This window comes from Mycobacterium lehmannii, from assembly GCF_001499925.1.
In the GTDB taxonomy this organism is placed as follows: domain Bacteria; phylum Actinomycetota; class Actinomycetes; order Mycobacteriales; family Mycobacteriaceae; genus Mycobacterium; species Mycobacterium lehmannii.
Genome location: NZ_LQIR01000045.1, coordinates 164,472 through 189,629, shown reverse-complemented (window position 1 = coordinate 189,629; position 25,158 = coordinate 164,472). Strand labels below are relative to the sequence as shown.

The following is a 25,158-nucleotide window of genomic DNA, read 5'->3' as shown; positions in this document are numbered from 1 at the left end:
ATACGGAGGGGCGACCTGCGCTCCGAACCGGTGTCATGCCGCACGCCTGCGAGACAGCGCGAACAGGTGCACGGCGATACCGACCACCGGACCGCACACCAGCGCGACCACTGTGCGCGTCTGCAGATCCAGCGGTAACAGCAGCAACAGCGTCGACGCGACGGTCGCCGAAACCCAGCCCAGTGAGTACGCGCGGTGCAGTGCGGCCGCCACCGCCGCGGCGCCGGTGAGCGTGAGCAGCGAAACGGCGATCGCACCGCCCGTCAACCAGGCCAGCAGGGCACCGTCGGCGCGGTATTCGGCACCGAATGCGCTGCGCAACAGCCACGGTCCGGCCGCCCAAGCCACCAGCACACCGAGCAGGCCCACACCGGTGACGATCACCGTGGGCGCGACGAGAGCGCGCATCCGGTGCGTGCGCTGGTCGACGAAGTGGGCAACCAGGTTCCCCTGCATCGCCGTGAGCGGGACGAGGAGTGGGGCCCGCGTCAGCGTGACGGCCAGGATCACGATGCCGCCGACCGCGCCGAGGTCGTCGGAGGTCGCCTGCAACAGCACCGGAAATCCCATGACCAGGATCGCGCTCGCGCCCGCCGCGGTGATCGAATGCGACGCGCCCCGTAGGAAATCCGCGGTGCTGACGGGGGTCGACAGACCCGCGGCGCGCCGGGTGGCGGGCGAGACGATCAGCATGATCAGCCACGCCACCGAACCGGCCACGGTGGCCCACAGATAGCCGGCCAGGCCCCAGCCGACCAGGAATGTCGCGACGGCCACGAGCAGCCGCAGGCTTGCGTCGGTCACCATCTGCGATCCGTACGCCGTCCACCTGTCCAGTCCGGCCGAGATGCCGAGAAGCGTGGAGTGCAGGCAGTATGCGGCGAGTCCGACGGACAGCAGCGTCACTGAAAGCCATCGGGACTCGACGAACACATACTCGGACCACAGCGGTGAACTGAGCGCGATCGCAGCGGCCGACACGACGCCCACGAGAGCGCCCACCCACATCGGACGGCTGCGCGGGCCCTCGGTCACCTCGATGTGCGCTGCGGACCGGACCTCCCTGGTGGCCTCCTGCAGTAGCCCGCCCGTCGCCCCCGAGACCAGGCCGAACGCCCCCCAGAACACCGCGAACAACGAGAACCCGGCGGGCTCGAGGTCGCGGGCGGCCAGGTAGAGCACCGCATAACCGCACAGCGCGATCGCGGCGGTGGCCACACCGACCCGGCCGACGCTGCCGCGCGCGGCGGGACCGGCCGGTGCCGCGCTGCTGGCGGTGACCGGATCGAAGGGCGCGCCCGCGTCGGTCACGGCGTGTCCAGGTCGCGTAACTGCGGGGAGTACAGCCAGGCATCCCACAGCGGTCGCAGCGACTCGTCGGCGTAATGCGATGCCAGCCCGGTGAAGTCGTCGGTCACCACGGTGCTGTGCCGGTAGCGCGCAGTCCAGTCGCGCAGCAGCGCGAAGAAGTTGCCGTCGCCCAGATGACGTCGCAGCACATGCAACGTCATCGCCCCACGCTTGTACACCCGGTCGTCGAACATGTCGCGCGGGCCCGGGTCGGCCAGAAGCAGGTCGCGCGGCGAGTTGGCAAGCCGCTGATGGTAGTGCCGCGCCCACTCGTCGGCGCTGCGGCCGCCCGAGTTCTCCGACCACAGCCACTCGGCGTAACAGGCGAACCCCTCGTGCAGCCAGATGTGGCGCCACCGCTTGGCGGTCACCGAGTTGCCGAACCACTGGTGGGCGAGTTCGTGCGCGATCAAGCGCTCAGCCCGACCCCTGCCGTCGCAGTGGTTGGCGCCGAATATCGAAATCCCCTGTGCCTCAAGCGGGATCTCGAGGTCGTCGTCGGTGACCACGACGGTGTAGCCCTCGCTGAGCGGATAGTCGCCGAACAACGTGACGAACAGTTTCATCATCTGCGGTTGCGCGGCGAAGTCGTGTTCGAAGTTATCCCGCAGCCGGTCCGGAAGCGCCGCGTGGATCGGAACCCCGTTGTCGGCCAGCCGCTGGCGTTCGTACATCCCGATCTGCAGCGTGACCAGATAGGTCGAGGTGGGCTCGGGCAAGTCGTATGTCCACGTGGTCATCCCGGCCCGTGCGCGGCGAGACACCAACTCGCCGTTCGCGATCACCCGGTACGGGCTCTCGGCGGCGATCTGCAGACGGAAGCTGGCCTTTGCGCTCGGGTGGTCGTCGCAGGGAAACCACGACTGCGCACCGTTCGGCTGACCCGCGACCAGGGCGCCGTCGTTGAGTTCTTCGAAACCGACATCGCCCCACAGTGAACGGATCGGCCTGGGGGCGCCGCCGTAGCGCACGACGATCGTCATCGCCGCGCCCGGAGCCAGCACATCGAGCAACGCGATGTGCAGCTTGCCCGAAGAGGTGCGGAACTGTTGTGGCCGTGCGCCGTTGACGGTCACCTTCGTCACCGACAGCGTGTCGGCGAGGTCGAGGGTGAAGGTGCGGAGCGAAGCGAGAGTCACCGCGGTGATTGTCGCGGTGCCCGTGAGCCGATTGATGGCGACCTTGTACTCGATGTCGAGTTCGTAGCGTGACACCCGGTAACCGAAGTTGCCGCTGGTGGGCAGGTACGGGTCGATGACCGGTGTCGACTTCTTCTTACCTCGCGTCACGCGGCGGTTTCTTCAGTCGATGGCGCCGACGTGCCGGCGCGTTTCTTGCGCGGCGCCTGCCACGGTGAGATCGGGTTGCCCTGCCACCGGGTCGACGCGGGTACCTCGTCACCACGCACGACCAGTGAGGCCGGGCCGACGGTCGCACCGGCGCCGATACGTGCGGCGGGCAGCGCGACGCTGTGCGCACCCAGGGTCGAACCCTGCTCCAGCGCAACGGTGTCCATTCGCATGATCCTGTCGTGGAACAGGTGCGTCTGCACCACGCAGCCGCGGTTGACGGTGGCGCCTTGCTCGAGGGTCACCAGGTCGGCCTCGGGTAACCAGTACGTCTCGCACCAGACGCCGCGCCCGATCCCGGCGCCGAGCGCCCGCAACCACAGGTTCATCACCGGTGTCCCGCTGGCCGCGCGGGCGAACCAGGGGGCCGCGACGGTCTCGACGAAGGTGTCGTAGACCTCGTTGCGCCAGACGAAAGGAGACCAAAGCGGGTGTTCGCCGGCCTCGATGCGGCCGACCACAAGCCATTTCGCGATCACCGCGGCTGCTCCGGCAACGCCTCCGGCGACCAACAGCACCGCGCCGGCACTCGACGCGGCCCACCCCCAGCCGGCTTCAACGGCCAACCATTGCAGGGTGAGCAGCACCGCCACCCCGATCGCGAACGTCATGATCAGCGGGATGATCCGGCACATCTCGACCAAACCCCGCAGCAGCTTCAGCCGCGCCGAGGGATGGAAGGTGCGCAGCGCGTCGGCCGCGGTCGGTTTGCGGCGCAATCGGACCGGCGGACTGCCCAGCCAGGAGGACCCAGCCTTGGCTTTGTGCGGGGCCGCCGACAACACCGCCACCAAGCCGTCGTCGGGTACCTTGCGACCCGGTTGGGTGATGCCGGAGTTACCGAGGAACGCCCTCTTGCCGATCGTCGCCTTCGCGACATGGATCCAGCCGCCACCCAACTCGTAGGACGCCACCATGGTGTCGTCGGCGAGGAAGGCGCCGTCCTCGACGACGGTGAACTTGGGTGTGAACAGTGCGGTCGAAATCTCGGTTCCGCGACCGACGTTGGCGCCGAGCACCCGCAGCCACGACGGGGTAAGCAGGCTTGCGTAGATCGGGAACAGGTAGGTGCGCGCGGCATCCATCAGCCGTTCGGTGGTCCAGATCTGCCACCCCGTGCGGCTGCGCACCGGGTGATACCCCTCGCGCAGCCCCAGCGAGAGCAGCCGCACCCCGACCACCGTCAGCGCCGCGTATATGAGTGCGGCGGCCAGTGTCGCGACCGGAGTCCACAGCGCCGCGGGGGCGATCGCGTCCACCACCGAATTCGTCTCGCGCACACCGTATCCGATCACGGCCAGCCCGGCCGCGATCGCGAGCAACGGCAGTCCTCCGAGAACGATCGAGGAGACGCCGTAGACCGCCACCCATACCGGCGCCCGCGGCGGGCGGTGTTCGGGCCAGGGGTGACGGGCCTTGCCGGACTTCACCGCGGGTGAACCCTTCCAGTACTGGCCGTTCTTCACCTTGCCGACGACGCCGGAACCGGGGGCCACATCGGCGTTCTTGCCGACGACGGCACCGGGCAGCAGTGTCGTACGTGCGCCGATCGTCGCGTCGTTGCCGACGGTGATCGGCCCGACGTGGAAGAGGTCGCCGTCGACCCAGTGGCCGGACAGGTCGACTTCGGGCTCGACCGAACTTCGGTGCCCGAGCTTGAGCATGCCGGTCACCGGGGGTGTGGAGTGCAGATCCACGCCCTTGCCGACCTTGTTGCCCAGTGCGCGGGCGTAGTACACCAACCATGGTGCGCCCGCGAGATTTTCGGCGCCGCTGGCCTCGGCGAGCCGTTCGGCGAGCCACACCCGCAGGTGCTCGGACCCGCCTCGCCGGTAGGTGCCCGGCGCCAACCCGTCGAGGAGAAGGCGGGCGCACAGCGCCGCGATGCCCATCCGGCCCAGCGGGGTGACGAACAGGACGAAACCCAAGCCGACCCACCACCAGTTCAGCGGTGCGGTCCAGGGGACGAACCCGGCAAGGACGTTGTTGGCCAACGCCAGCCACACCACCCACTGCAGTCCGGTCAGCGTGGCCAGCGGCAGTGACAACGCCACCTGCACGGCCTGCGTCATGCGCGACGTCGGCTTCACCGTGCGCGGATGCACCTGCGGCGGCGGATCGAGCTCGTCGAGGAAACCCGCGAGCGACCCGAGCCGCGGGTGGTCGTACAGGTCGGCAACCGTGACCTGCGGGTGGCGCCGACGCAGGGCGGCGACCAGTTGCGCTGCCGACAGCGAGCCGCCACCGAGCGCGAAGAAGTCGGCTTCGGGACCGTCGACCGGCGCGGCGAGCACGTCGCGCCACAGGCTGGCGAGCCAGCCCATCGTCCCCGTCAGCCCGGCGCCGTCGTCGTCGCCGACGTCGACCGGCCACGGCAGCGCGTCGCGATCGACCTTGCCCGAGGTGCGGGTCGGGAGTTCGTCGACCAGGACCAGCCGGGGGACCAGCGCCGCGGGCAACGTCTCGGCCAGCGACACCCGCGCCTTGGCCAGGTCGAACATAGGATCTGCGCTGGCGATGTAGCCGACCAACAGCGGTGTGCCACCGGCCGTGCGACGGACCGCTGCCGCGCCGCCGCTCACCCCGGGCAGGTTGACGAGCGCGGTGTCGACCTCGCCGAGTTCGATGCGCCGCCCGCCGACCTTGACCTGGTCGTCGGCGCGGCCCACGAAGTAGAGCCCGTCGGATTCCAGCCGCACCAGGTCCCCGCTGCGGTACGCGCGCTTCCACCCGAGGGTCGGCATCGCCGCGTACTTCTCCGCGTCCTTCTCCGGGTCGAGGTAGCGCGCCAGCCCCACGCCGCCGATGACCAGCTCGCCGACGGCGCCGTAGGGCACCGCCTCGCCTTCGGAGTCGACCACCGCCAGGTCCCACCCGAGCAGCGGCAAGCCGATGGCCACCGGGCCACCTCCCGACAGCCGGGCGGCGCACGCCACCACGGTCGCCTCCGTCGGCCCGTAGGTGTTCCAGACCTCCCGGCCCTCGACAGCGAGCCGGTCGGCCAACTCGGGTGGGCAGGCTTCGCCGCCGAAGATCAGCAGCCGCACCGCCTCGAGCGCCTCGGCGGGCCACAACGCGGCAAGCGTCGGCACCGTCGACACCACCGTGATGTCGCGGGCCACCAGCCACGGCCCGAGGTCCATACCGCTGCGCACCATCGACCGCGGCGCGGGCACCAGGCAGGCGCCGTGGCGCCACGCCAGCCACATCTCTTCGCACGACGCGTCGAAGGCCACCGACAAACCGGCCAGCACCCGGTCGCCCGGTCCGATCGGACTGTCCTGAACGAACAATTGCGCCTCAGCGTCGACGAACGCGGCCGCGCTGCGGTGGGTGACTGCCACGCCCTTCGGTGTGCCGGTGGAGCCGGACGTGAAAATGATCCACGCATCGTCGCGGCCCAGAGGCGACGCGGCCCGCCAACCCCGCGAAGACCCCGGCCCGCGCGACAGGCCGGCTTCGGTGATGACCGCCACCACGTTGGCCTCGGTGAACACCAGCTCAGCCCGTTCTTCGGGGTCGTCCGCGTCAACGGGTACATAAGCGGCGCCGGTGGCCAACACGGAGAGGATCGCGACGTAGAGCGCGTAGCTTCCCGACGGCATCCGGATGCCGATCCGGTCGCCGCGGCCGATGCCCCGCGCGGCGAGCCAAGCGACGCTGTCCTCGATGTCGGTGATCAGTTCGGCGTAGGTGAGCTGGACGTCGCCGTCGTCGATCGCGGGCGCCTCCGGGAAGCGCTTCGCGGTCTCATAGAGGATGTCGATGAGCGTTCGCGGCTCCGGCGCGAGCGGGGACAACAGATATTGAGGTGGGATCTCCTGCCGCAACTCCCCAGTCACGGCTACAAAGCTACTCAGCCCACCCCCGGTGCCGGCCGAGCCGCACGCGGCGTCGCGATCACGATTGCGACACTGGCCGCCGAGCACCGAAAAGGGCCGCGGCGGAGGTTTGACTTTCCCCGCTACCGGTCATTCGCCAGTACCTGGCAGAATCGCCTGCGGAGGGGAGTATTCCTTCGCCGCGGTGTCGTCATCACGTCGGCCGTCATCGGACGACCGGTGCTGCGGGCCGACACGTTTGATCGTGGCGGTGGAAGAGACCTCCGGCGTTTGACGACCGGAGGTTAAGTGAACGTTTCCACCCTCGAATGGATCATCACGCTGAGCGTGACGATGGCCATCCTGCTGTTCGACGTCATCGTGATCGGCCGCCGGCCACACGAACCGTCGAAGCGGGAGACCGGGACCGCGCTGACGATCTACGTCAGCCTGGCGATCGCCTTCGGGATCTGGACCTGGTTCTTCCACGGCAGCCAGTACGGCGTCGAGTTCTTCGCGGGCTGGCTCACCGAGTACAGCTTGTCGGTGGACAACCTGTTCGTCTTCCTGATCATCATGGCCAGCTTCAATGTGCCCCGGAAGTATCAGCAGCAGGCGCTTCTCGTCGGCATCATCCTGGCGCTGATCTTCCGCGGCATCTTCATCGCGCTCGGCGCCGTGGCCATCAACCAGTTCTCGTGGGTCTTCTACATCTTCGCCGCGTTCCTCATCTACACGGCGATCAATCTCGCCCGCGACACCGACCACGAAGACGACGGCGACAACATCGTGGTCAGGTTCGCCCGCAACCACCTGAGCATGACCGACAAGTGGGACGGCCTGAAGCTATGGGTGAAGGAGAACGGCAAGCGGCTGATGACGCCGATGTTCCTCGTCATCGTGGCGTTGGGCACCACGGACCTGATCTTCGCGCTCGACTCGATCCCGGCCATCTACGGGCTCACCCAGGAGCCGTACCTTGTCTTCACCGCCAACGTGTTCGCGTTGATGGGTTTGCGTCAGCTCTACTTCCTGCTGGGCGACCTGCTCAAACGGCTGGTGTACCTGTCGCAGGGCCTGGCCTTCATCCTGGGCTTCATCGGCGTCAAGCTGCTCCTGCACGCCTTGCACGAGAACGAGGTGCCGTTCATCAACGGCGGTGAGCACGTCCCGGTGCCCGAGATCCCGACCCTGCTGTCGCTGGGCGTGATCATCGTGACGTTGCTCATCACTACCGCGGCGAGCCTCTACAAGACCCGGGTGCACGATGTGAAGAACGCGGCCAACGACAGCTCGAAATTGGATTCGCGCTGAGCACAACGCTCGGCCCGCCGCGAGCGGTCTCCTAGCCTTGCCGGGTGCGACTCTTTGTGACCGAGACCCCGGACGGCTGGGATGAACTGACCGACGGTGGCCAACCGCCCGTCCGCGTTGCGGCCAAGGACCTGCAACACGCACGGCGGGTCCGCGCCCGGGTGCGGGCCGACGGCGACGTCGCGGTCATTCTTGACGTCACGGTCGCCGTCGCAGCCGACTTCCGGTCCGTGCGCGACGTCCTGGAACCGGCCAACGGCGTGCGCTACGCAGGCACCGTCGACGGTCTCGCCGGCCTGATCGCCGACATCGAATCGGCCGGCGTCGCCGACGGCGTCACGCTCGTGCCCCTGTCGCCGCGTGAGGACATGCACGCGCTGGGCCGCGCAGTGCTGCGAAACCTAGAATTACGCGGTCAGGCGCAGGCGTCGTAAGCCGGCGCTCAGCGGTGCCTGGCCGCCTCCTGTGCGAGCTGCACCCGAGAGGTCAGCCCGAGCTTGGTGTACACGTGGGTGAGGTGGGCCTGCACGGTCCGTGGTGAGACGAACAACCGCGCGGCGACCTCCTTGTTGCCCAGGCCCTCGCTGACCAGCTTGACGACGTCGAGTTCGGCCCGGGTCAACGACTCCCACCCGCTTCCTGCGCGCCTACGCTCACCGCGACCACGTTGCGCATAGGCGAGCGCTTCGTCGACGGACAGTGCCGCGCCTTCGGCCCGCGCGGTATCAAACCCCTTCTCGCCCAATGCTTCCCGAAGCATATCCGCCGCCTGTTCGACAACGGAGTCGAGGACCTTGAAGCGCACGACGCCCATGTGATCGAACGCGGCGTCCGCAGCGCCGAGCAACCGCGCACCCGCAAGATGATTGCCGCTCATGGCTGCGACGGAGGCGAGGCCCTCGAGTGCGAAGGGCACGACGAGGTGGCAGCCGAGGCGACCGGCCAGGTCGAGCGCCCCGTCGGCGTCGCGTTCTGCCGCCGCGAGTTCGCCTGCGGCGACCTTCACGTATGCCCGGGCGACCAACGCAAGCGATCGGCCAACGCCCGTCGTCTGCGCCACCACCTCTTCGGCACAACGATGCGCGGCATGGAGGTCGCCGCACGCCGCCGGGCCCAGCGGCGTCCAGGCATAGGTGGAGGCGACTCGGAGGTCGACACCTGTGAGGGCACGGGCCTTTTCGTGCTCCCGCCACGCCGCTGCCGCGTCGCCCGCAGCGAGGTGGACGTGAGCGAACGCGGTGTAGACCGCACCCTTGTAGTAGTCGAAGAGCTCGGAAGCGTGACGCAGGGCCTGCTGTGCGGTGGTCATGGCGCGGTCCACCTCGCCCGTGTATGCCAGGGCGTAGGTCTGCACCACCAACGTGTACATCGAGAACATCGCATCGCGGTTGACCGAGCATTCCTCGATCAGCTCGGTCAACCGCGGGATAGCCGCGCGCATGTCGCCAATCATGAGCTCCCTCCACGCCAGTGCGAGGCGACACTGCCGTGAGACGAAACCGTCGCCGATGTCGGTGGCGATTCGAAGACCCTCCTCGGCGGCGTGCTGCACCACCGTGGCCGAACGGGCACCGATGAAGGCGGCCAGCGCCTCCTGCGCCCGGATCTGGCCCAGAATCCACGAATCACCCAGGTCTTGGGCCAGTTCGGCCGCCTCCGTGAAGTACTGCCGGGCCGATTCGTCGCCGGCGGCGAACATTCCGCAGGCGGTCAAGGCTCGCGCCAGCTGTGCGGGATCGCCGAGCTCTCTGGCCAGTTCGAGGACTTGATGCACCTCGCGCACATTGTCGTTGGTGGCGAGAAACGCCAACAGCATGGCCTTGTTCGCCGACGCCCTCACTCGTGACGGCGAAGCGCCGCAGGACTCGACGTCCGCGTCGTCGAGCGCGGTGCTCAGCCAGCTGATCCCCTCCTGGATGCGGCCACGCGTCAACCACAACGGTTGCAGCGAGGACGCCAAGGTGAGCGCGCGCTCGGCATCGCCGCCCTCTCGACTCCACGCGAAAGCTGCCCGAAGATTGTCGATTTCGGCTTCGGCCCAGTCGACGCGCCGTTCGTGGTCGGTATCGGGCGGCCTGTCGAGAAGCGCGGCCGTCGCACTGTAATGATCGCGGTGCCGTGCGCGTATGACGTCACCCTCGCGGGATTCGTGCAGTTTCTCCTGGGCGTACTGGCGCACGGTCTCCAGCAGCCGGTAGCGGGTGCCCCAACCGGTGTCGTCGGCAACGACGAGAGATTTGTCCACCAGCAGGGTGAGTTGATCGAGCACCTGATAGCGCTCAGCGTCGTCATCGCCGGCGACGGCGTGCGCGGCGTCGAGGTCGAAACCGCCGAAAAACACTGCCAGCCTCCGGAACAACGTCTGCTCCGGCTCGCTTAGCAACGCGTGCGACCAGTCCACCGATGCCCGTAACGTCTGCTGGCGGCGCACAGAGGTACGCGCTCCACCCGTCAGGAGACGGAACTGGTCGTGCAGGCTGTCGAGGATCTCGTCGGGTGACAGCGCCCGCACCCGGGCCGCGGCGAGTTCGATCGCGAGCGGAAGCCCGTCAAGCCTGCGGCATATCTTGGTGACGGTTCCCGAGTTCTGCGCCGAGATTCGGAAATCGGGTTTGGTTCTGCGGGCGCGGTCGGAAAACAGCTCGAGCGCTTCGTCGGCCAGCGACAGCGAGGGGACCCGCCAGCTCACCTCGCCCGTTACACCGATCGGTTCGCGACTCGTGGTCAGCAGCGTCAAGGTCGAAGAGGCACCCAGCAGCGCGATGACCATTTCAGCGGTGGCGTCGAGCAGGTGTTCGCAGTTGTCGAGCACGATCAGCATTCGGCGGTCGCGAACGAACCGCAGCACCACGTCGGTGGTCGGCTGCCCGGGCTGGTCGGGCAGGCCCAAGGCGCGCGCGGTCGCCACGGGCACCACGTCGGGATCGGTGATCGGTGCCAGGTCGACGTACCAGACGCCGTCGGCGAAGTCGGTGGCGATTTCGACGGCGACCTGTATCGCGAGCCGGGTCTTACCCGCCCCGCCCGCACCGGTCAGCGTGACCAAGCGGTTGGTCTCGAGCGCCTCACGGATGCCACGGATCTCGGTCTTACGTCCGATGAAACTCGACAGCTGAACCGGAAGGTTCTCGGCAGCAGGGACATTCGACATGTGCGCCGTGCGCAGTGGTGGGAACTGATTGGGCAGATCGGGGTGGCAGAGTTGCACAACCCGTTCGGGGCGTGGCAGGTCACGCAGCGGGTGACTACCGAGATCGTAAAGCGTGATGTCGGCGGGCAGTTGGTCGACGACGAGCGGTTCGGTCGCACCCGAGAGCACGGTTTGGCCGCCGTGCGCGAGGTCACGCAACCGGGCGGCGCGGTTGATCGTCGGTCCGATGTAGTTGCCCTCATCTCGCAGACGAACGTCGCCGGTGTGGATCCCGATCCGCAGCTTGATCGGCGCCAGCGTCGCCCGCTGCAACGTCAAGGCGCAGGCCACCGCATCGGCGGCGCGGGCGAACGCGACGACGAAGCTGTCGCCTTCGCCCTGCTCGACGGGCCGTACGCCGCCATGAGCGGTGACCGCGTCGCCCAGTGTCCGGTCGAGACGCTCGACGGCAGTCCGCATCGCTTCCGGCTGGGTCTCCCACAGCCGAGTCGACCCTTCGACATCAGCCAGCAGCAGCGTGACCGTTCCAGTAGGAAGCTCGCCCATGCTCACGTCGCTCCAGCTAGTTTCGCTCATGCTAGCCAGCATGTGACCGGGGATATCGCGGAAACATCAGCGAAAATGCCAATAGTTCCGGCGCCGGAATGCGTACGCGCGCTTCCCCGGGGACGCGTGCAACGCGGCTCAGGGGTCCGGCGTCACCAGTTGTCGTAGCCGCCTTCGGGACCCAGCATGCGTTCGAGCCGGGTGCGATTGATGCGGGCCAACTCGTTGCGGACGACCTTGCGCTCGGTCTCGATGTCGTTGTGCATCCGGTCGAGCATCGCTGCTAGCACCCGCCCCGCGTCGAAGCCGTTGACGAACATCACGAACCCGAAGCCGAAGTGCTCGAGGTATTGCTTCGACGCCTGACTCAGGCGTTCCATCAACTCGGGTTGGTCGCACCAGATCGCGCACTGCTCAGCGGCCGACTTCTCGCTGCCCGGTCGCCGCCCGACGTCCGGGTAGGCCTGCAGGATGGTGTCGATGGAGTCCTCGCCGAGGCTGAACAGCAGCGCATCGGCTTCCCGGAACAGCGAGTCGTGGTCGGCGTACGGCCGTCCGCGCGCCAGATCGGCGGCCAGCGGCACGCTGTAGCAGCATTCGTACACGGCGTGTACGGCCCTGCGCATCGGCATGGCGTTGAACGCTTCGAGGCCGATCCCCTGATGCATCAACACGACAGCAATGATCGACCGCGGGGAGAACGTCCCGGTTACGTCGTGTTACGGCGAGGAAAAATCAGCGCGCCCGTAAATCGGGCTCAGTGGTCCTTCTGGAACCGCTCGACCGACGCCTGGACTTCGGCCTCGGCCTCGGCGCGACCGACCCAGTCGGCGGCCTTCACATACTTGCCCGGTTCGAGATCCTTGTAGTGCACGAAGAAGTGCTTGATCGCCTCGAGCTCATAGGAAGGCACGTCGCCGAGGTCCTGGATGTGCTCCCAGCGCGGGTCGTCGGCAGGCACACACAGAACCTTGTCGTCGCCGCCGGCCTCGTCGGTCATCCGGAACATCGCCACCGGACGGACATCGACGATGCAGCCGGGGAACACGGATTCGGGCAGCAGTACCAGGGCGTCCAGCGGGTCGCCGTCCTCACCGAGGGTGTCCTCGAAGAACCCGTAGTCGGTCGGGTAGGCCATCGACGTGTACAGGTAGCGGTCCAGCTTCACCCGGCCGCTCTCGTGGTCCACCTCGTACTTGTTGCGAGAACCCTTGGGGATCTCAATCACTACCTCGAACTGCACGGCCGCGGCTCCTTGCCCTGTGCTCTGGTCTGGGTCATCCGGTGATAACGCGGGTCAACATTAATCGAGGGATACGCTGCTGTACGGGGGCGGTCCAGGTTGAGCAGGAGGGTTATGCGGCCCAGTCAGTGGCGGCGATCCACGCACGTGGCGGTTTCGGTGGCGGTTTTGCTGCTGGTTGCCGTGGTCGTGGCGGTGGCCGCGATGCTCACCACAGGTCGGTCGACCGAAGCCTCGGCGGGGAAGCCGACGCCGCCGGCCGCGACCGCGAACCCCGGTGTCGTGCCGGTCGCCGACTCGGCGCCCAAGCCTGTCCCGGACCGGCTGGCCGCAAAGCTCGCGCCCGTACTGGCCGACCCGAACCTCGGCGACCTCACGGGCCGTGTCACCGACGCGCTGACCGGGGCCGAGTTGTGGGCGCAACGCGCCGACATGCCGATGCAGCCGGCGTCGACCAACAAGTCGCTGACGGCCGCGGCCGCGCTGCTGACGCTGGACGGCGACGCGCGGCTCACCACCCGCGTGCTGCGCGGCAGCCAGCCCGGGGTGGTGGTGCTCAAGGGTGGCGGAGATCCGACGCTGTCGGCGGCACCGCCCGGTGAGGACACCTGGTACCGCGACGCGGCACGCATCAGCGACCTGGCCGAGCAGGTCCGCGGCAGCGGTATGGAGGTCACCCGGGTGGCGGTCGACGTCAGCACCTACAGCGGACCGACGCTGGCGCCGGGCTGGGATCCGCTCGACATCGACTACGGCGACATCGCGCCGATGGAGTCGGTGATGCTCGACGGCGGCCGCACCCAGCCGGTGAGCTACGACTCGGTGCGTTCGCACACGCCGGCGCTGGATGCCGGGCGAGCGCTGGCGGTGGCGTTGAAGGTCGACCCGGCGACGGTGACCGTGCTGCCGGGCGCGGCCAGCGGTGAGGAGATCGCCGCTGTCGAGTCGCCGCCGCTGATCTCGCGGCTACGCGACATGATGTACGCCTCAGACAACGTGATGGCCGAGGCGATCGGCCGTGAGGTCGCCGCGCAGGCGAACCGGCCGCAGAGTTTCGACGGCGCGACGCGCGCGACGCTGAGCGCGCTCGCCGACGCCGGCATCGACACGGCCGGGGCGCGGCTGCTCGACTCCAGCGGGCTGTCGGTCGAGGACCGGCTCACCGCGAAGACGCTCGACGAGGTGGCCCAAGCCGCGGCCGGTGACGAGCATCCGGCGTTGCGACCGCTGGTCGACCTGCTGCCGGTGGCCGGCGGTAGCGGCACCCTGTCCAACCGTTATCTCGAAGGGGCGCACAAGGATTCGGCCGGCTTTCTGCGGGCCAAGACCGGCTCGCTGACCGGCACCAATTCGCTGTCGGGCATCGTCACCGACGAGGACGGACGGGTGCTCACGTTCGCGCTGATCTCCAACAACGCAGGCCCGACCGGACGCATCGCCCTCGACAACGTGGCCGCCACTCTGCGAGCCTGCGGGTGCAGCGCGTGAGCCCCTCGACCAAGTCCTCGCTGTCGGTCGGTCGCGCCGTCGACTGGGACTTCGCCGCCGCCGTGGGGGAAAAGCTCGCCCGGCCCGGCCCGGCGTCGACCGACTACACGCGCAAGCAGGTGATCGAGCAGTTGGCCGCGGCGTCGCGCTCCGCCGAACTGCCGGTGCGCGAGGTCACCGGTATGACCGAAGGCGGTGAGATCCCCGAGGCGCGAATCGTGGACCGCCCCCAGTGGATTCGCGCGGCCACCCGGTCCATGCGCGTGATGACGGGCGGATCGGACAAGCCGGCAGGTGCCATCAGCGGGCGCATCACGGGTGCGCAGACCGGAGCGGTGCTGGCGTTCATCTCCTCGGGCATCCTCGGCCAGTACGACCCGTTCGGCCCCGGCGGTGGCGAACTGCTGCTGATCTACCCGAACGTGATCGCCGTTGAGCGCCAGTTGCAGGTGCAGCCCTACGACTTCCGGCTGTGGGTCTGCCTGCACGAGGTCACCCACCGGGTGCAGTTCCGCGCCAACCCGTGGCTTGCCGAACACATGTCCGGTGCACTCGCCGTGCTCACCGAGGAAAGCTCCGAAGACATCACCGAGATGGTCTCCAGGCTCGCCTCGTTCGTGCGCAGCCGCCGCGACGAGGCGAACGGCGGTGTGGCAGATGTCAATTCGAATGGGATGATCGGGCTGTTGCGGGCGGTGCAGTCCGAACCTCAGCGTGAGGCCCTCGACAAACTGCTCGTGCTCGGCACGCTGCTGGAAGGCCACGCGGACCACGTGATGGACGCCGTCGGTTCCGCTGTGGTGCCGTCGGTCGCCACGATCCGCAAGCGGTTCGACGAGCGACGTCAGCGCAAACAGTCGCCGTTGCAGCGGGTGGTGCGGATGCTACTGGGCATCGACGCCAAGCTCAGCCAGTACACCCGCGGCAAGGCGTTCGTGGACCACGTGGTGTCCGCTGTCGGCATGGACCGGTTCAATGCCGTGTGGACGGGACCCGAAACATTGCCTCTGCCAACCGAAATCGACGAGCCTCAACGATGGATCGACAGGGTGCTGTAGCCGGGCTTCGGGCGGCGGTCGAGGCGTTCGACCGCGACTTCGGGGTCGGCGACCGCTGGTGCGTCGCACTGTCTGGAGGCCCCGACTCGCTGGCATTGACCGCGGTCGCGGCGCGGCTCAAACCGACCACCGCCCTGATCGTCGACCATCAGTTGCAGCCGGACTCCGCCGCCGTGGCGGAGAACGCGCGGAAACACGGTCTGTCAGTGGGATGCGTTGCAGCGCAGGTGATCACCGTCGACATCGGTACGGTGGGGGGTCCCGAAGCCGCCGCGCGAACCGCGCGATACCGCGCGTTGGACGCGGCGAGGGACGGGATGCCCGTGCTACTGGGCCACACGCTGGACGACCAGGCCGAGACGGTGCTGCTGGGTTTGGGCCGCGGTTCCGGGCCGCGGTCGATCGCAGGCATGCGGCCGTGGGACCCGCCGTGGGGCAGGCCCCTGCTCGGTGTGCGGCGGGCGGCGACGGAGGCGGCGTGCGACGAGCTCGGTCTGTCGCCGTGGCAGGACCCGCACAACGCGGACCGCAGGTTCACCAGGGTTCGCCTGCGTGAGGAGGTGCTACCTCTGCTCGAAGACGTTCTCGGCGGAGGCGTCGCCGAGGCGTTGGCCCGCACCGCAGGCGCGTTGCGCGCCGACACCGACACCCTCGACGAGCTGGCCGACCGCGCACTGACCGGGCTGCGCCGCGACGATGCGCTCGACGGCGCCGAGCTCGCCCTTCTTCCAGAAGCACTGCGGCGCAGGGTGATTCGTCGATGGCTCCTGGATGGCGGTGCCGCCGGACTGACCGACAAGCAGATCCGCGCCGTCGACGCCCTCGTCACGGCGTGGCGAGGCCAGGGCGGGGTCGCGGTCGGATCCCCCCTGCGCGAGCGACGGCTGATCGCGGGCCGCCGCGACGGCATGCTGACCCTGCACACGGAGCCGGTGCGAACCATGAAAAACTGTGCCCGTGCCTGAGCGATCCGCCGATTTGTATACCGGTGACATCAAGTCGGTGCTGCTGTCGTCCGACGAGATCCAGGCGAAGATCGCCGAGCTCGGCACCCTGATCGGCGAGGAGTACCGCGACACCGTCGCCGAAAACGGCCAAGATCTCCTGCTGGTGACCGTGCTCAAGGGCGCGGTCTTCTTCGTCACGGACCTGGCACGCGCGATCCCGCTGCCGACGCAGCTGGAGTTCATGGCGGTCAGCTCCTACGGTTCGTCGACGTCGTCGTCCGGTGTGGTGCGCATCCTCAAAGACCTCGACCGCGACATCAACGGCCGCGACGTGCTGATCGTCGAGGACATCGTCGACTCCGGGCTGACCCTGTCGTGGTTGCTGCGCAACCTCGCCACCCGCCACCCCCGCTCGCTGCGGGTGTGCGCGCTGCTGCGCAAACCCGACGCGGTGCGCGCCGACGTCGAGATCGCGCACGTCGGATTCGACATCCCCAACGAGTTCGTCGTCGGCTACGGCCTGGACTACGCCGAGCGCTATCGCGACCTTGACTACATCGGCACGCTGGACCCGAAGGTGTACGAGCAGCACTGACGCCTCCGCGAAATTGCGTTCCAGCAGCGAAAGTGCGAGTAGAGACCTGCCGGAATGCAATTTCGGCGCAAGATGGGGGCATGACGACGACGGCGCTGAGGATCTGCCCCCTGTGTGAGGCCACCTGCGGCCTGGTCCTCACCATTGACGACGGTCGCGTTGTCGGTGCCCGCGGCGACCGCGACGACGTGTTCAGCCACGGCTTCATCTGCCCGAAGGGCGCCAGCTTCGGCGAACTCGACAACGATCCCGACCGGTTGGCCCGGCCGATGATCCGGCGTGACGGTGTGCTGACCGAGACGACCTGGGAGGAGGCGTTCGCCGCGGCCGCGGAGGGGCTCGGGGGTGTCATCGCCGAGCACGGCGGTGCGGCCGTCGGCGTCTACCTGGGCAATCCGAACGCCCACACCATCGCCGGCGGGTTGTACACCCCGCTGGTCGTGAAGGCGCTGGGCACCCGACAGGTGTACTCCGCGAGCACCCTCGACCAGATGCCCAAGCACGTCGCGCTGGGCCTGATGTTCGGCAGCCCCGTCGCGTTCACCGTGCCCGACCTCGACCGCACCGACTACCTCGTGATCATCGGTGCGAACCCCCTTGTCTCCAACGGCAGCCTCGCGACCGCCGCCGACTTTCCCGGCAAGCTGCGCGCGCTGCGCAGGCGCGGCGGCCGCCTCGTGGTCATCGACCCCGCCCGCACGCGTACCGCCGAACTCGCCGACCGCCACCTGGCGCCGCGACCCGGCACCGACGCGGCGCTGCTCCTGGGCGTCGTCCACGTGCTCTTCGATGAGGACCTCGCGGACCTGAAGGGCCTCGACGGGCACGTCGACGGTGTCGACCTGGTGCGTGCGCTCGCCGCCGACTTCTCACCGGACACGGTCGAGGCGTACTGCGGGGTGCCCGCCGACGACATCCGCACGCTGGCACGCGAACTCGCGGCGGCGCCGTCGGCCGCCGTGTACGGCCGGATCGGCACGTCCACCGTGGAATTCGGCACCTTGGGCAGCTGGCTCGTCGATGTCGTGAACATCCTGACCGGCAACCTGGATCACCCCGGCGGCGCGATGTTCCCGCAATCGCCGATCGCGTCCGCGGCGCGGCCGCCCAAGCGAGGCCGGGGCTTTTCCACCGGGCGTTGGCACAGCCGCGTATCGGGTTATCCCGAAGTGCTGTCGGAGTTTCCGGCCGCAGCGTTGGCCGAGGAGATCGACACCCCCGGCGACGGGCAGATCAAGGCCATGATCACGATCGCGGGCAACCCGGTGCTGTCGGCGCCCGACGGCGATCGACTCGACAAGGCGCTGGAGCGCGTCGAGTTCATGCTGAGCATCGACCCGTACCTGAACGAGACCACCCGGCACGCCGACGTCATCCTGCCGCCGCCTCCGCCGTCGCGCAGCGCGCACTTCGACGTCGCGCTCAACGGCCTGGCGGTGCGCAACAACGCGCGGTACTCACCGCCTGCGCTCCCGTTGACCGACCGACCGGACGAAGCCGAGATCCTCGCGCGCATCGCCCTGATTCTCTACGGTCTGGGCCCCGGCGCCGATCCGATGCTGGTCGACGATCAGGTGATCGCGGCGACGCTGGCCAAGGAGACCGCCGACCCCGACTCGCCGGTCGCCGGGCGATCCGTCGACGAGATGACCGCGATGCTGCCGACGGCTGCCGGCTACGAACGGCGCCTCGACATGATGCTGCGCCTCGGCGCCTACGGAGACGCGTTCGGCGCCAACCCCGACGGTCTTACGCTGGCCAAGCTCAAGGCCGCACCGCACGGCATCGACCTCGGTCCGCTGCGTCCGCGCCTCGCCGAGGTGCTGCGAACGCCGTCCGGACGGATCGAACTGGCACCGCCCGAGTTGACCGCCGACGTCGCGCGACTGCGGAATGCGCTCGGTGTGCGGGCCGACGGGTTCGTGCTCATCGGGCGACGGCACCTGCGTTCCAACAACAGCTGGATGCACAACCTGCCCGCGCTTTCGGGCGGCTCCAACCAGTGCACGCTGCGGATCCACCCCGACGACGCCGCCGAGCTCGGCCTGACCGACACCGCCGTCGTCAAGGGGCCGGGAGGTGAGCTGCTGGCGCCGGTCGAGATCACGCCGGATATGCGGCGAGGCGTGGTGTCGTTACCGCACGGCTGGGGCCACGACCGCGACGGCACGGGTCAACGGGTGGCGGCCGGTGCGCCGGGCGTGAACGTCAACCAGCTCAACGACGGCAACCATCTGGATCCGCTGTCGGGGACCGCGGTGCTCAACGGGATCCCAGTAGATATCGCGCCAGCCGGCTGAGCCGGCAATTCAACTAGAGCGGGTTAGGTCAGCTCGTAGACCACGGTGACGTTGAAGCCGACGGCCTGCTGGCCCGGCTCGATCGGCACCGTCGCCATATCCGCGGCCTGGCCGCGTGGACCCTGATACGGCGTCGGGGGTGACGAAGAAGGCACCTCGGATATCGAGATGACCTTGCCGAGGTCCAATTCGGCGAGCAGCGCGTACTGTTCGGCGCGGCTCTTGGCATCGTTGAAGGCCCGGGCGCGCGCTTCGCGCACCAGCTGTGAGTCGTCCTCGATGGCGAGGGTGACGTTGTTGATCCTCGTCGCGTTGCCGCCCCTGCTCGCGATGATCCCGAACACCTGTGGCGCCGTGTTGAGCGCGCGGACCTTGACGTCGATCGTGTTCGTCGCCCGGTAGCCGTTGATGGTGGTGTTGTCGCCGCCGGCGTACTGCGGCTGCACGCTCACCTCGGAGGTGTTGATGTCCTTGCGGTCGATGCCCGAGTCGACCAGCGCGTCGATGACGCCACGCTGCAGTTGGCTGGTCTGGTTCAGCGCGCCGGCGGCGTCGGCGGCGACGACCTCCATCCCCGCGTTGATCATCAGTGTGTCGGGCGTGCCGAGCACCTCACCGGTGCCGACGACCGTCACCTGGCGCTGTGCGCTGTCGTCGTCGTTGGTGAGGACGGGGGCGGCCGTCGCGTCACAGCCCGAGAGCAGGGCGATGAACCCCACCGCCGCGGCCGCGAGGATTCGGGTGGGCGTATTCGCCCGGGCAGCGATTGGCATGGCTGGCACCCTACCGTCAGGGGGTCACCATGATCTTGCAGTGCGTGTCGGGGTCGGCGAGTTCGTCGAACGCGGCGCCGACGCCTTCGAGTCCCACCTCGCCGGTGATCAGCGGCGAGACATCGATGCGCCCGTCGGCGATGGCGCGCAACGTCTCCGCGAACTCGTTGTGGTCGTAGGAGTTGACGAACTGGACGCTGATCTCCTTGGCGATGCCGAACAACGGCGTGACCGTGTCGGGCTGCATGCACACTCCGGCCACCACCAGGCGGCTGCCCAACGGAGCCCTGCGCATCACGTCGTCGATGATCCCGGGGACGCCGACGGCCTCGAAGATCACCGCGGGTGTCGCGCCGTCGAACGGAGAACCCTGCGCGGGATCGAGCGTCACGTGCGCGCCCATAGTCGCGGCGAGTTCCCGCCGGCGCACCGAGAAGTCCGCCGCCGCAATGTGTTCGACGCCCTTGAGCCGCAGGGCGGCGATGATCGCGATGCCGATCGGACCGCAGCCGATGACCAGCGCGGCCTCGCCGGCGGTGATGGCGGACTTGTTGACGGCGTGCAACCCGACGGCCATCGGTTCGGTCAATGCGGCGTGCCGGGGGTCGACGTCGTCCGGCACGCTCAGCAGTAGCGGCACCGACAGCAGCATCCTCTCTGCGTATCCACCGAGTACGGTGTTGCTGGACATGATCGGCTCGAAGCCCTTGGGCGACAACAACACCGGTAGCGACGTGACTAGAGTTCCCGGCGGGGGTGCGTCGGTGCCGGGACCGGCCTCGAGGATCTCAGCGCTGAATTCGTGGCCCATGAACACGTCATCGCCGAGGTCGACCGGCAGGCCTCCTTGCACCGGCATACCGGTGATCTCGCGGGTCAGCCGCACCATCTGGTCGCCGTGCTTGGCGAAGTGCAGATCTGAACCGCAGATCCCGCAAGCCTTGACCGCGACCAGGACCTGACCCTCTTGGGGAACCGGTTCGGGCACGTCGTCGCGGACCACCATCTGTCCGCCTCGCAGTACGGCAGCGCGCATTCACCAATCCAATCGGTTCAAGAACTCCAGCAGCGCGGCGTTGACCGCCGCGGGCCGCTCCTGCGGCAACCAGTGCCCGCCGTCGATCATCACCTCGCGATAGTCGCCGGTAACCACCTCGCGGGCGCGGTCCCGCCGGGCGAAGGCCTGGGTCGGATCCTCTGTGGCGCCGACGAACAACGCAGGCACGCCGATGGTCGTCGCCGGGGTGTTCGCCGTCAGCTCCCAGTTGCGGTCGAAGCAGCGGTACCAGTTGAGCGCACCGGTGAAGCCCGTGCGGGTGAACTCCTCGACGTAGTGGTCGAGTTCGCGCTCGTTGATCCAGTCGGGCAGGCCGTCGGGCTCGGGGATACGGGACAGGAGCCCAGCCGGTCCCTGCGCGATCATCCGGTCGCCGACGAGCCCGCCCTTCGACGAGGCCGTCGACGCGAGCAGCTTGCGGATCGACGTGGCGGGGTCTCGGTTGAGCTCCGTGTCGGCCGGACCCGGCTCCTGAAAGTAGAGGATGTAGAAGAACTTCTCGCCGAAGATGCGGCGGAACGCCTGCGTCGTGGGCACCCGCGAGCGCGGCACCGGCGGTGTGCAGACACCGACAACGCCGGCGAAGCGGTCCGGATGCAGCAGCGGCGCAGCCCAGGCCACCACCCCGCCGAAGTCGTGCCCGACGATGACCGCGCGGTCGGCGCCGACGTCGTCGAGCAGGCCGACGATGTCGGCGCTGAGCTCGACCACCGTGTAGGCGTCGACGGCATCGGGCTTGGACGACTGCCCGTAGCCGCGCTGATCGGGAGCCAGCACGTGATAGCCGGCCTTGGCCAATGCGGGCATCTGATGGCGCCAAGAGAATGCGAGTTCGGGAAAACCGTGGGCGAGTACCACCAGCGGAGCGCCCGGTTCGCCCGCCTCGAGCACCCGCAGGCGCACGCCGTTGGTGTCGACGAACCGCTCGGTCGAGGTGATCACGATCCCCACCCAAGCACAGTCCTCGGTGCGCGAGTGTGTGGTTGAAGCACGCCGCCGCGGCCGGCAGCGTGCGGGTAACCCACGTTCGCCGGGATGTCGGGAGAACCGTCGGGAACCTTGGTTCGTTGGTCTAGCGGTAGCCTGAACTATTCCAACCGCGTACTTGTTGGAGAGGCTTCGACGGCTTGAAAAGGCATTGAAGGCAGGAGTGGTCGCTGACGGCCGGGGACAACGGCCCGCCACGCGGCCGGACGACGACGGATAGTTGATGAATCGGAAAAATGTCATCCGCACGCTGAGCGTGATAGCGGTCGTGCTGTTGCTGGGGTGGTCCTTCTACTACTTCAGCGACGACACGCGGGGTTACAAGCCCATCGACACGTCGGTGGCGGTCGCCCAAATCAACGGCGACAACGTCAAGAGCGCGCAGATCGACGACCGTGAACAGCAGCTGCGGCTCGAACTCAAGAGCGGCAACGGCGACACCGAGAACAGCGACAAGATCCTCACCAAGTACCCGACCGGGTACGGGGTCACGCTGTTCGAGGCGCTTCAGGACAAGAACGTCAAGACCAACACGGTCGTCAACCAGGGCAGCATGCTCGGCTCGCTGCTGATCTACCTGCTGCCGCTGTTGCTGCTGGTCGGCCTGTTCGTGATGTTCTCCCGCATGCAGACCGGCGGCCGGATGGGCTTCGGGTTCGGCAAGTCCAAAGCCAAGATGCTCAACAAGGACATGCCGAGCACCACCTTCGCCGACGTCGCCGGCGTCGACGAGGCCGTCGAAGAGCTCTACGAGATCAAGGACTTCCTGCAGAACCCGTCGCGGTATCAGGCGCTCGGCGCCAAAATCCCCAAGGGCGTGTTGCTGTTCGGCCCGCCCGGCACCGGTAAGACGCTGCTGGCGCGCGCCGTGGCCGGCGAGGCCGGGGTGCCGTTCTTCACGATCTCGGGCTCGGACTTCGTCGAGATGTTCGTCGGCGTCGGCGCCTCCCGCGTGCGTGACCTGTTCGAGCAGGCCAAGCAGAACAGCCCCTGCATCATCTTCGTCGACGAGATCGACGCGGTCGGCCGTCAGCGCGGCGCCGGCCTGGGCGGCGGCCACGACGAACGCGAGCAGACACTCAACCAGCTGCTGGTCGAGATGGACGGCTTCGGCGACCGTCAGGGCGTCATCCTGATCGCGGCCACGAACCGGCCCGACATCCTCGACCCGGCGTTGCTGCGGCCGGGCCGCTTCGACCGCCAGATCCCGGTCTCCAACCCCGACCTTGCCGGCCGTCGCGCCGTGCTCAAGGTGCACTCCGCGGGTAAGCCGATCGCCCCCGACGCCGACCTCGACGGGCTGGCCAAGCGCACCGTCGGCATGTCCGGCGCCGACCTGGCCAACGTCATCAACGAGGCCGCACTGCTGACCGCCCGCGAGAACGGCACGGTGATCACCGGCCCGGCGCTGGAGGAGGCCGTCGACCGCGTCGTGGGCGGGCCCCGGCGCAAGAGCCGCATCATCAGCGAGCAGGAGAAGAAGATCACCGCCTACCACGAGGGCGGGCACACGCTCGCCGCGTGGGCGATGCCGGACATCGACCCGATCTACAAGGTGACGATCCTGGCCCGCGGCCGCACCGGCGGCCACGCGATGGCGGTCCCCGAGGACGACAAGGGCCTGATGACCCGCTCGGAGATGATCGCGCGGCTGGTGTTCGCGATGGGTGGACGCGCGGCCGAGGAACTGGTGTTCCGGGAGCCGACCACCGGGGCGGTGTCCGACATCGAGCAGGCCACCAAGATCGCCCGCGCGATGGTCACCGAGTACGGCATGAGCTCCAAGCTCGGCGCGGTGCGCTACGGCACCGAGCACGGCGATCCGTTCCTGGGCCGCACCATGGGCACCCAGGCCGACTACAGCCACGAGGTCGCCCAAATCATCGACGACGAGATCCGCAAGCTCATCGAGGCCGCCCACACCGAGGCCTGGGAGATCCTGACCGAGTACCGCGACGTGCTCGACACCCTCGCCGGCGAGCTGCTGGAGAAGGAGACCCTGCACCGCCGTGAGCTCGAGGAGATCTTCGGCGACGTGAAGAAGCGTCCGCGGCTGACCATGTTCGACGACTTCGGCGGGCGGGTGCCATCCGACAAGCCGCCGATCAAGACCCCCGGCGAGCTCGCGATCGAGCGCGGCGAGGAATGGCCGAAACCGGTGCCCGAACCCGCTTTCAAGGCCGCGATCGCCGCGGCCACCAAGGCCGCCGAAGCCACCAAGGTGGCCGAGGGCGGGCCCAACGGCGCCAACGGCAGCGGCAACGGTTCGGCCGGTCCGACACAGCCGGACTACGGCGCCCCCGCGGGATGGCACGCACCGGGCTGGCCGCCGCCGCCACAGCAGCAGCAGCAACAGCCCCCCGTCCAGCAGCCGCACGGCTACTGGTATCCGCCGCCGCACCAGGGTTGGCAACAGCAGCAGCCCTATCCGCCGTATCAGCCGTATCCGCAGCAGGGGCCACCGCAGCAACAGGGTGCGCCACCCCAACCGCACGAGGACAAGGGTCAGGACAACAGCCGGCGTAACGGCTGACAGGCCGACCGGCTCACAGGAGGCTCCATTGGCGCAGTCGCAGCACAACTCTGTCACCTTCAGTCCCGCGAACTTCGACCAGCCGCGCGCTGAGGCGGCGGTCCGCGAACTGCTGCTCGCGGTGGGCGAGGACCCGGACCGCCACGGCCTGGAGTCCACGCCCGCGCGGGTCGCGCGGGCGTACAAGGAGCTGTTCGCCGGCCTCTACATCGATCCGGATTCGGTGCTGGACACCACGTTCGACGAGCAGCACGACGAACTGGTGTTGGTCAAGCAGATCCCGATGTACTCGACATGCGAGCACCACCTGGTGTCGTTCCACGGCGTCGCGCACGTCGGCTACATCCCCGGCGAGGACGGCCGCGTCACCGGGTTGTCCAAGATCGCCCGGCTGGTCGATCTCTACGCCAAGCGACCGCAGGTGCAGGAACGGCTCACCGGTCAGATCGCGGACGCGATGATGCGCAAACTCGATCCGCGGGGTGTGATCGTCGTGGTCGAGGCCGAGCACCTGTGCATGGCGATGCGCGGGGTGCGCAAGCCGGGCGCGGTGACGACCACATCGGCCGTGCGCGGGCAGTTCAAGGTCGACGCGGCATCGAGGGCCGAGGCGCTGGACCTGATATTGCGCAAGTGAACTCGACAC

Annotated in this window: 18 protein-coding genes; 9 read left to right on the top strand and 9 right to left on the bottom strand. The window is 68.4% G+C overall.

The annotated features are described in order from the left end of the window. Positions 1-33: 33 nt before the first annotated feature. From AU192_RS20315 to AU192_RS20305, 3 genes are read right to left on the bottom strand one after another with little or no spacing between them, the layout of a single operon-like run. Positions 34-1,311 (bottom strand): lipopolysaccharide biosynthesis protein, encoded by a 1,278-nt coding sequence (locus AU192_RS20315; RefSeq protein ID WP_064399308.1) that lies wholly within the window; start codon positions 1,309-1,311, stop codon positions 34-36. Beyond that, on the bottom strand, positions 1,308-2,639 hold the full coding sequence (locus AU192_RS20310) for a M1 family metallopeptidase (RefSeq protein WP_064399307.1): 1,332 nt from the start codon (positions 2,637-2,639) through the stop codon (positions 1,308-1,310). Before AU192_RS20310 ends, AU192_RS20315 begins: the two co-directional genes overlap by 4 nt. Continuing rightward, positions 2,636-6,541 (bottom strand): Pls/PosA family non-ribosomal peptide synthetase, encoded by a 3,906-nt coding sequence (locus AU192_RS20305; RefSeq protein ID WP_064399306.1) that lies wholly within the window; start codon positions 6,539-6,541, stop codon positions 2,636-2,638. The genes AU192_RS20310 and AU192_RS20305 overlap by 4 nt, the downstream gene beginning before the upstream one ends. Positions 6,542-6,829: 288 nt before the next feature. Between AU192_RS20305 and AU192_RS20300 the strand changes: the two genes are divergently transcribed. Both AU192_RS20300 and AU192_RS20295 read left to right on the top strand, forming a co-directional pair. After that, a complete protein-coding gene (locus AU192_RS20300) occupies positions 6,830-7,834 on the top strand; it encodes a TerC family protein (RefSeq protein ID WP_064399305.1) in 1,005 nt (334 codons plus the stop codon). 44 nt (positions 7,835-7,878) lie between these two features. Next, the gene (locus tag AU192_RS20295; protein WP_064399304.1) at positions 7,879-8,268 is read left to right on the top strand and encodes a hypothetical protein; all 390 of its coding nucleotides are present in this window, start codon (positions 7,879-7,881) and stop codon (positions 8,266-8,268) included. A gap of 8 nt (positions 8,269-8,276) precedes the next feature. On the opposite strand, the gene AU192_RS20290 is transcribed toward AU192_RS20295, so the two are convergent. The 3 genes from AU192_RS20290 to AU192_RS20280 form a co-directional block, all read right to left on the bottom strand. Next, the gene (locus tag AU192_RS20290; protein ID WP_235629721.1) at positions 8,277-11,561 is read right to left on the bottom strand and encodes a LuxR family transcriptional regulator; all 3,285 of its coding nucleotides are present in this window, start codon (positions 11,559-11,561) and stop codon (positions 8,277-8,279) included. Positions 11,562-11,683: 122 nt separating this feature from the next. After that, entirely contained in the window at positions 11,684-12,205 is a 522-nt protein-coding gene (locus AU192_RS20285; protein ID WP_235629722.1) for a 2-oxo-4-hydroxy-4-carboxy-5-ureidoimidazoline decarboxylase, read from the bottom strand. A gap of 83 nt (positions 12,206-12,288) precedes the next feature. Next, positions 12,289-12,774, bottom strand: coding sequence for an inorganic diphosphatase (locus AU192_RS20280; RefSeq protein WP_064399302.1), 486 nt, complete (start codon positions 12,772-12,774; stop codon positions 12,289-12,291). Between the two features lie 114 nt (positions 12,775-12,888). Here AU192_RS20280 and dacB point away from each other — a divergent pair, with 114 nt between their 5' ends. From dacB to AU192_RS20255, 5 genes are all read left to right on the top strand, one after another. Next, positions 12,889-14,262, top strand: coding sequence for a D-alanyl-D-alanine carboxypeptidase/D-alanyl-D-alanine endopeptidase (dacB, locus tag AU192_RS20275; protein ID WP_064399301.1), 1,374 nt, complete (start codon positions 12,889-12,891; stop codon positions 14,260-14,262). Continuing rightward, positions 14,259-15,320, top strand: a complete 1,062-nt coding sequence (locus tag AU192_RS20270; protein ID WP_099048075.1) for a zinc-dependent metalloprotease — start codon at positions 14,259-14,261, stop codon at positions 15,318-15,320. The genes dacB and AU192_RS20270 overlap by 4 nt, the downstream gene beginning before the upstream one ends. Beyond that, entirely contained in the window at positions 15,299-16,285 is a 987-nt protein-coding gene (tilS, locus tag AU192_RS20265; protein ID WP_064399299.1) for a tRNA lysidine(34) synthetase TilS, read from the top strand. Before AU192_RS20270 ends, tilS begins: the two co-directional genes overlap by 22 nt. Further along, positions 16,272-16,862, top strand: coding sequence for a hypoxanthine phosphoribosyltransferase (gene hpt, locus AU192_RS20260; protein WP_064399298.1), 591 nt, complete (start codon positions 16,272-16,274; stop codon positions 16,860-16,862). Before tilS ends, hpt begins: the two co-directional genes overlap by 14 nt. Positions 16,863-16,942: 80 nt before the next feature. After that, on the top strand, positions 16,943-19,162 hold the full coding sequence (locus AU192_RS20255; protein ID WP_064399297.1) for a molybdopterin-dependent oxidoreductase: 2,220 nt from the start codon (positions 16,943-16,945) through the stop codon (positions 19,160-19,162). A gap of 23 nt (positions 19,163-19,185) precedes the next feature. Here the strand turns inward: AU192_RS20255 and AU192_RS20250 are convergent, their stop codons facing one another. Genes AU192_RS20250 through AU192_RS20240 form a run of 3 tightly spaced genes read right to left on the bottom strand, consistent with a single transcriptional unit; the run spans position 19,186 to position 21,934 of the window. Further along, positions 19,186-19,935 carry an SIMPL domain-containing protein gene (locus AU192_RS20250; protein WP_064399296.1) on the bottom strand — a complete coding sequence of 250 codons (750 nt, stop codon included), beginning with the start codon at positions 19,933-19,935 and terminating at the stop codon, positions 19,186-19,188. Positions 19,936-19,951: 16 nt separating this feature from the next. Next, positions 19,952-20,971 carry a zinc-binding dehydrogenase gene (locus AU192_RS20245; protein WP_064399295.1) on the bottom strand — a complete coding sequence of 340 codons (1,020 nt, stop codon included), beginning with the start codon at positions 20,969-20,971 and terminating at the stop codon, positions 19,952-19,954. Continuing rightward, positions 20,972-21,934, bottom strand: coding sequence for an alpha/beta fold hydrolase (locus tag AU192_RS20240; protein WP_207544960.1), 963 nt, complete (start codon positions 21,932-21,934; stop codon positions 20,972-20,974). 268 nt (positions 21,935-22,202) lie between these two features. Between AU192_RS20240 and ftsH the strand changes: the two genes are divergently transcribed. Both ftsH and folE read left to right on the top strand, forming a co-directional pair. Next, on the top strand, positions 22,203-24,512 hold the full coding sequence (gene ftsH / locus AU192_RS20235) for an ATP-dependent zinc metalloprotease FtsH (RefSeq protein ID WP_064399294.1): 2,310 nt from the start codon (positions 22,203-22,205) through the stop codon (positions 24,510-24,512). A 28-nt stretch (positions 24,513-24,540) separates the two neighbouring features. Then, positions 24,541-25,149 (top strand): GTP cyclohydrolase I FolE, encoded by a 609-nt coding sequence (gene folE / locus AU192_RS20230; RefSeq protein ID WP_064399293.1) that lies wholly within the window; start codon positions 24,541-24,543, stop codon positions 25,147-25,149. Positions 25,150-25,158 lie beyond the last annotated feature (9 nt).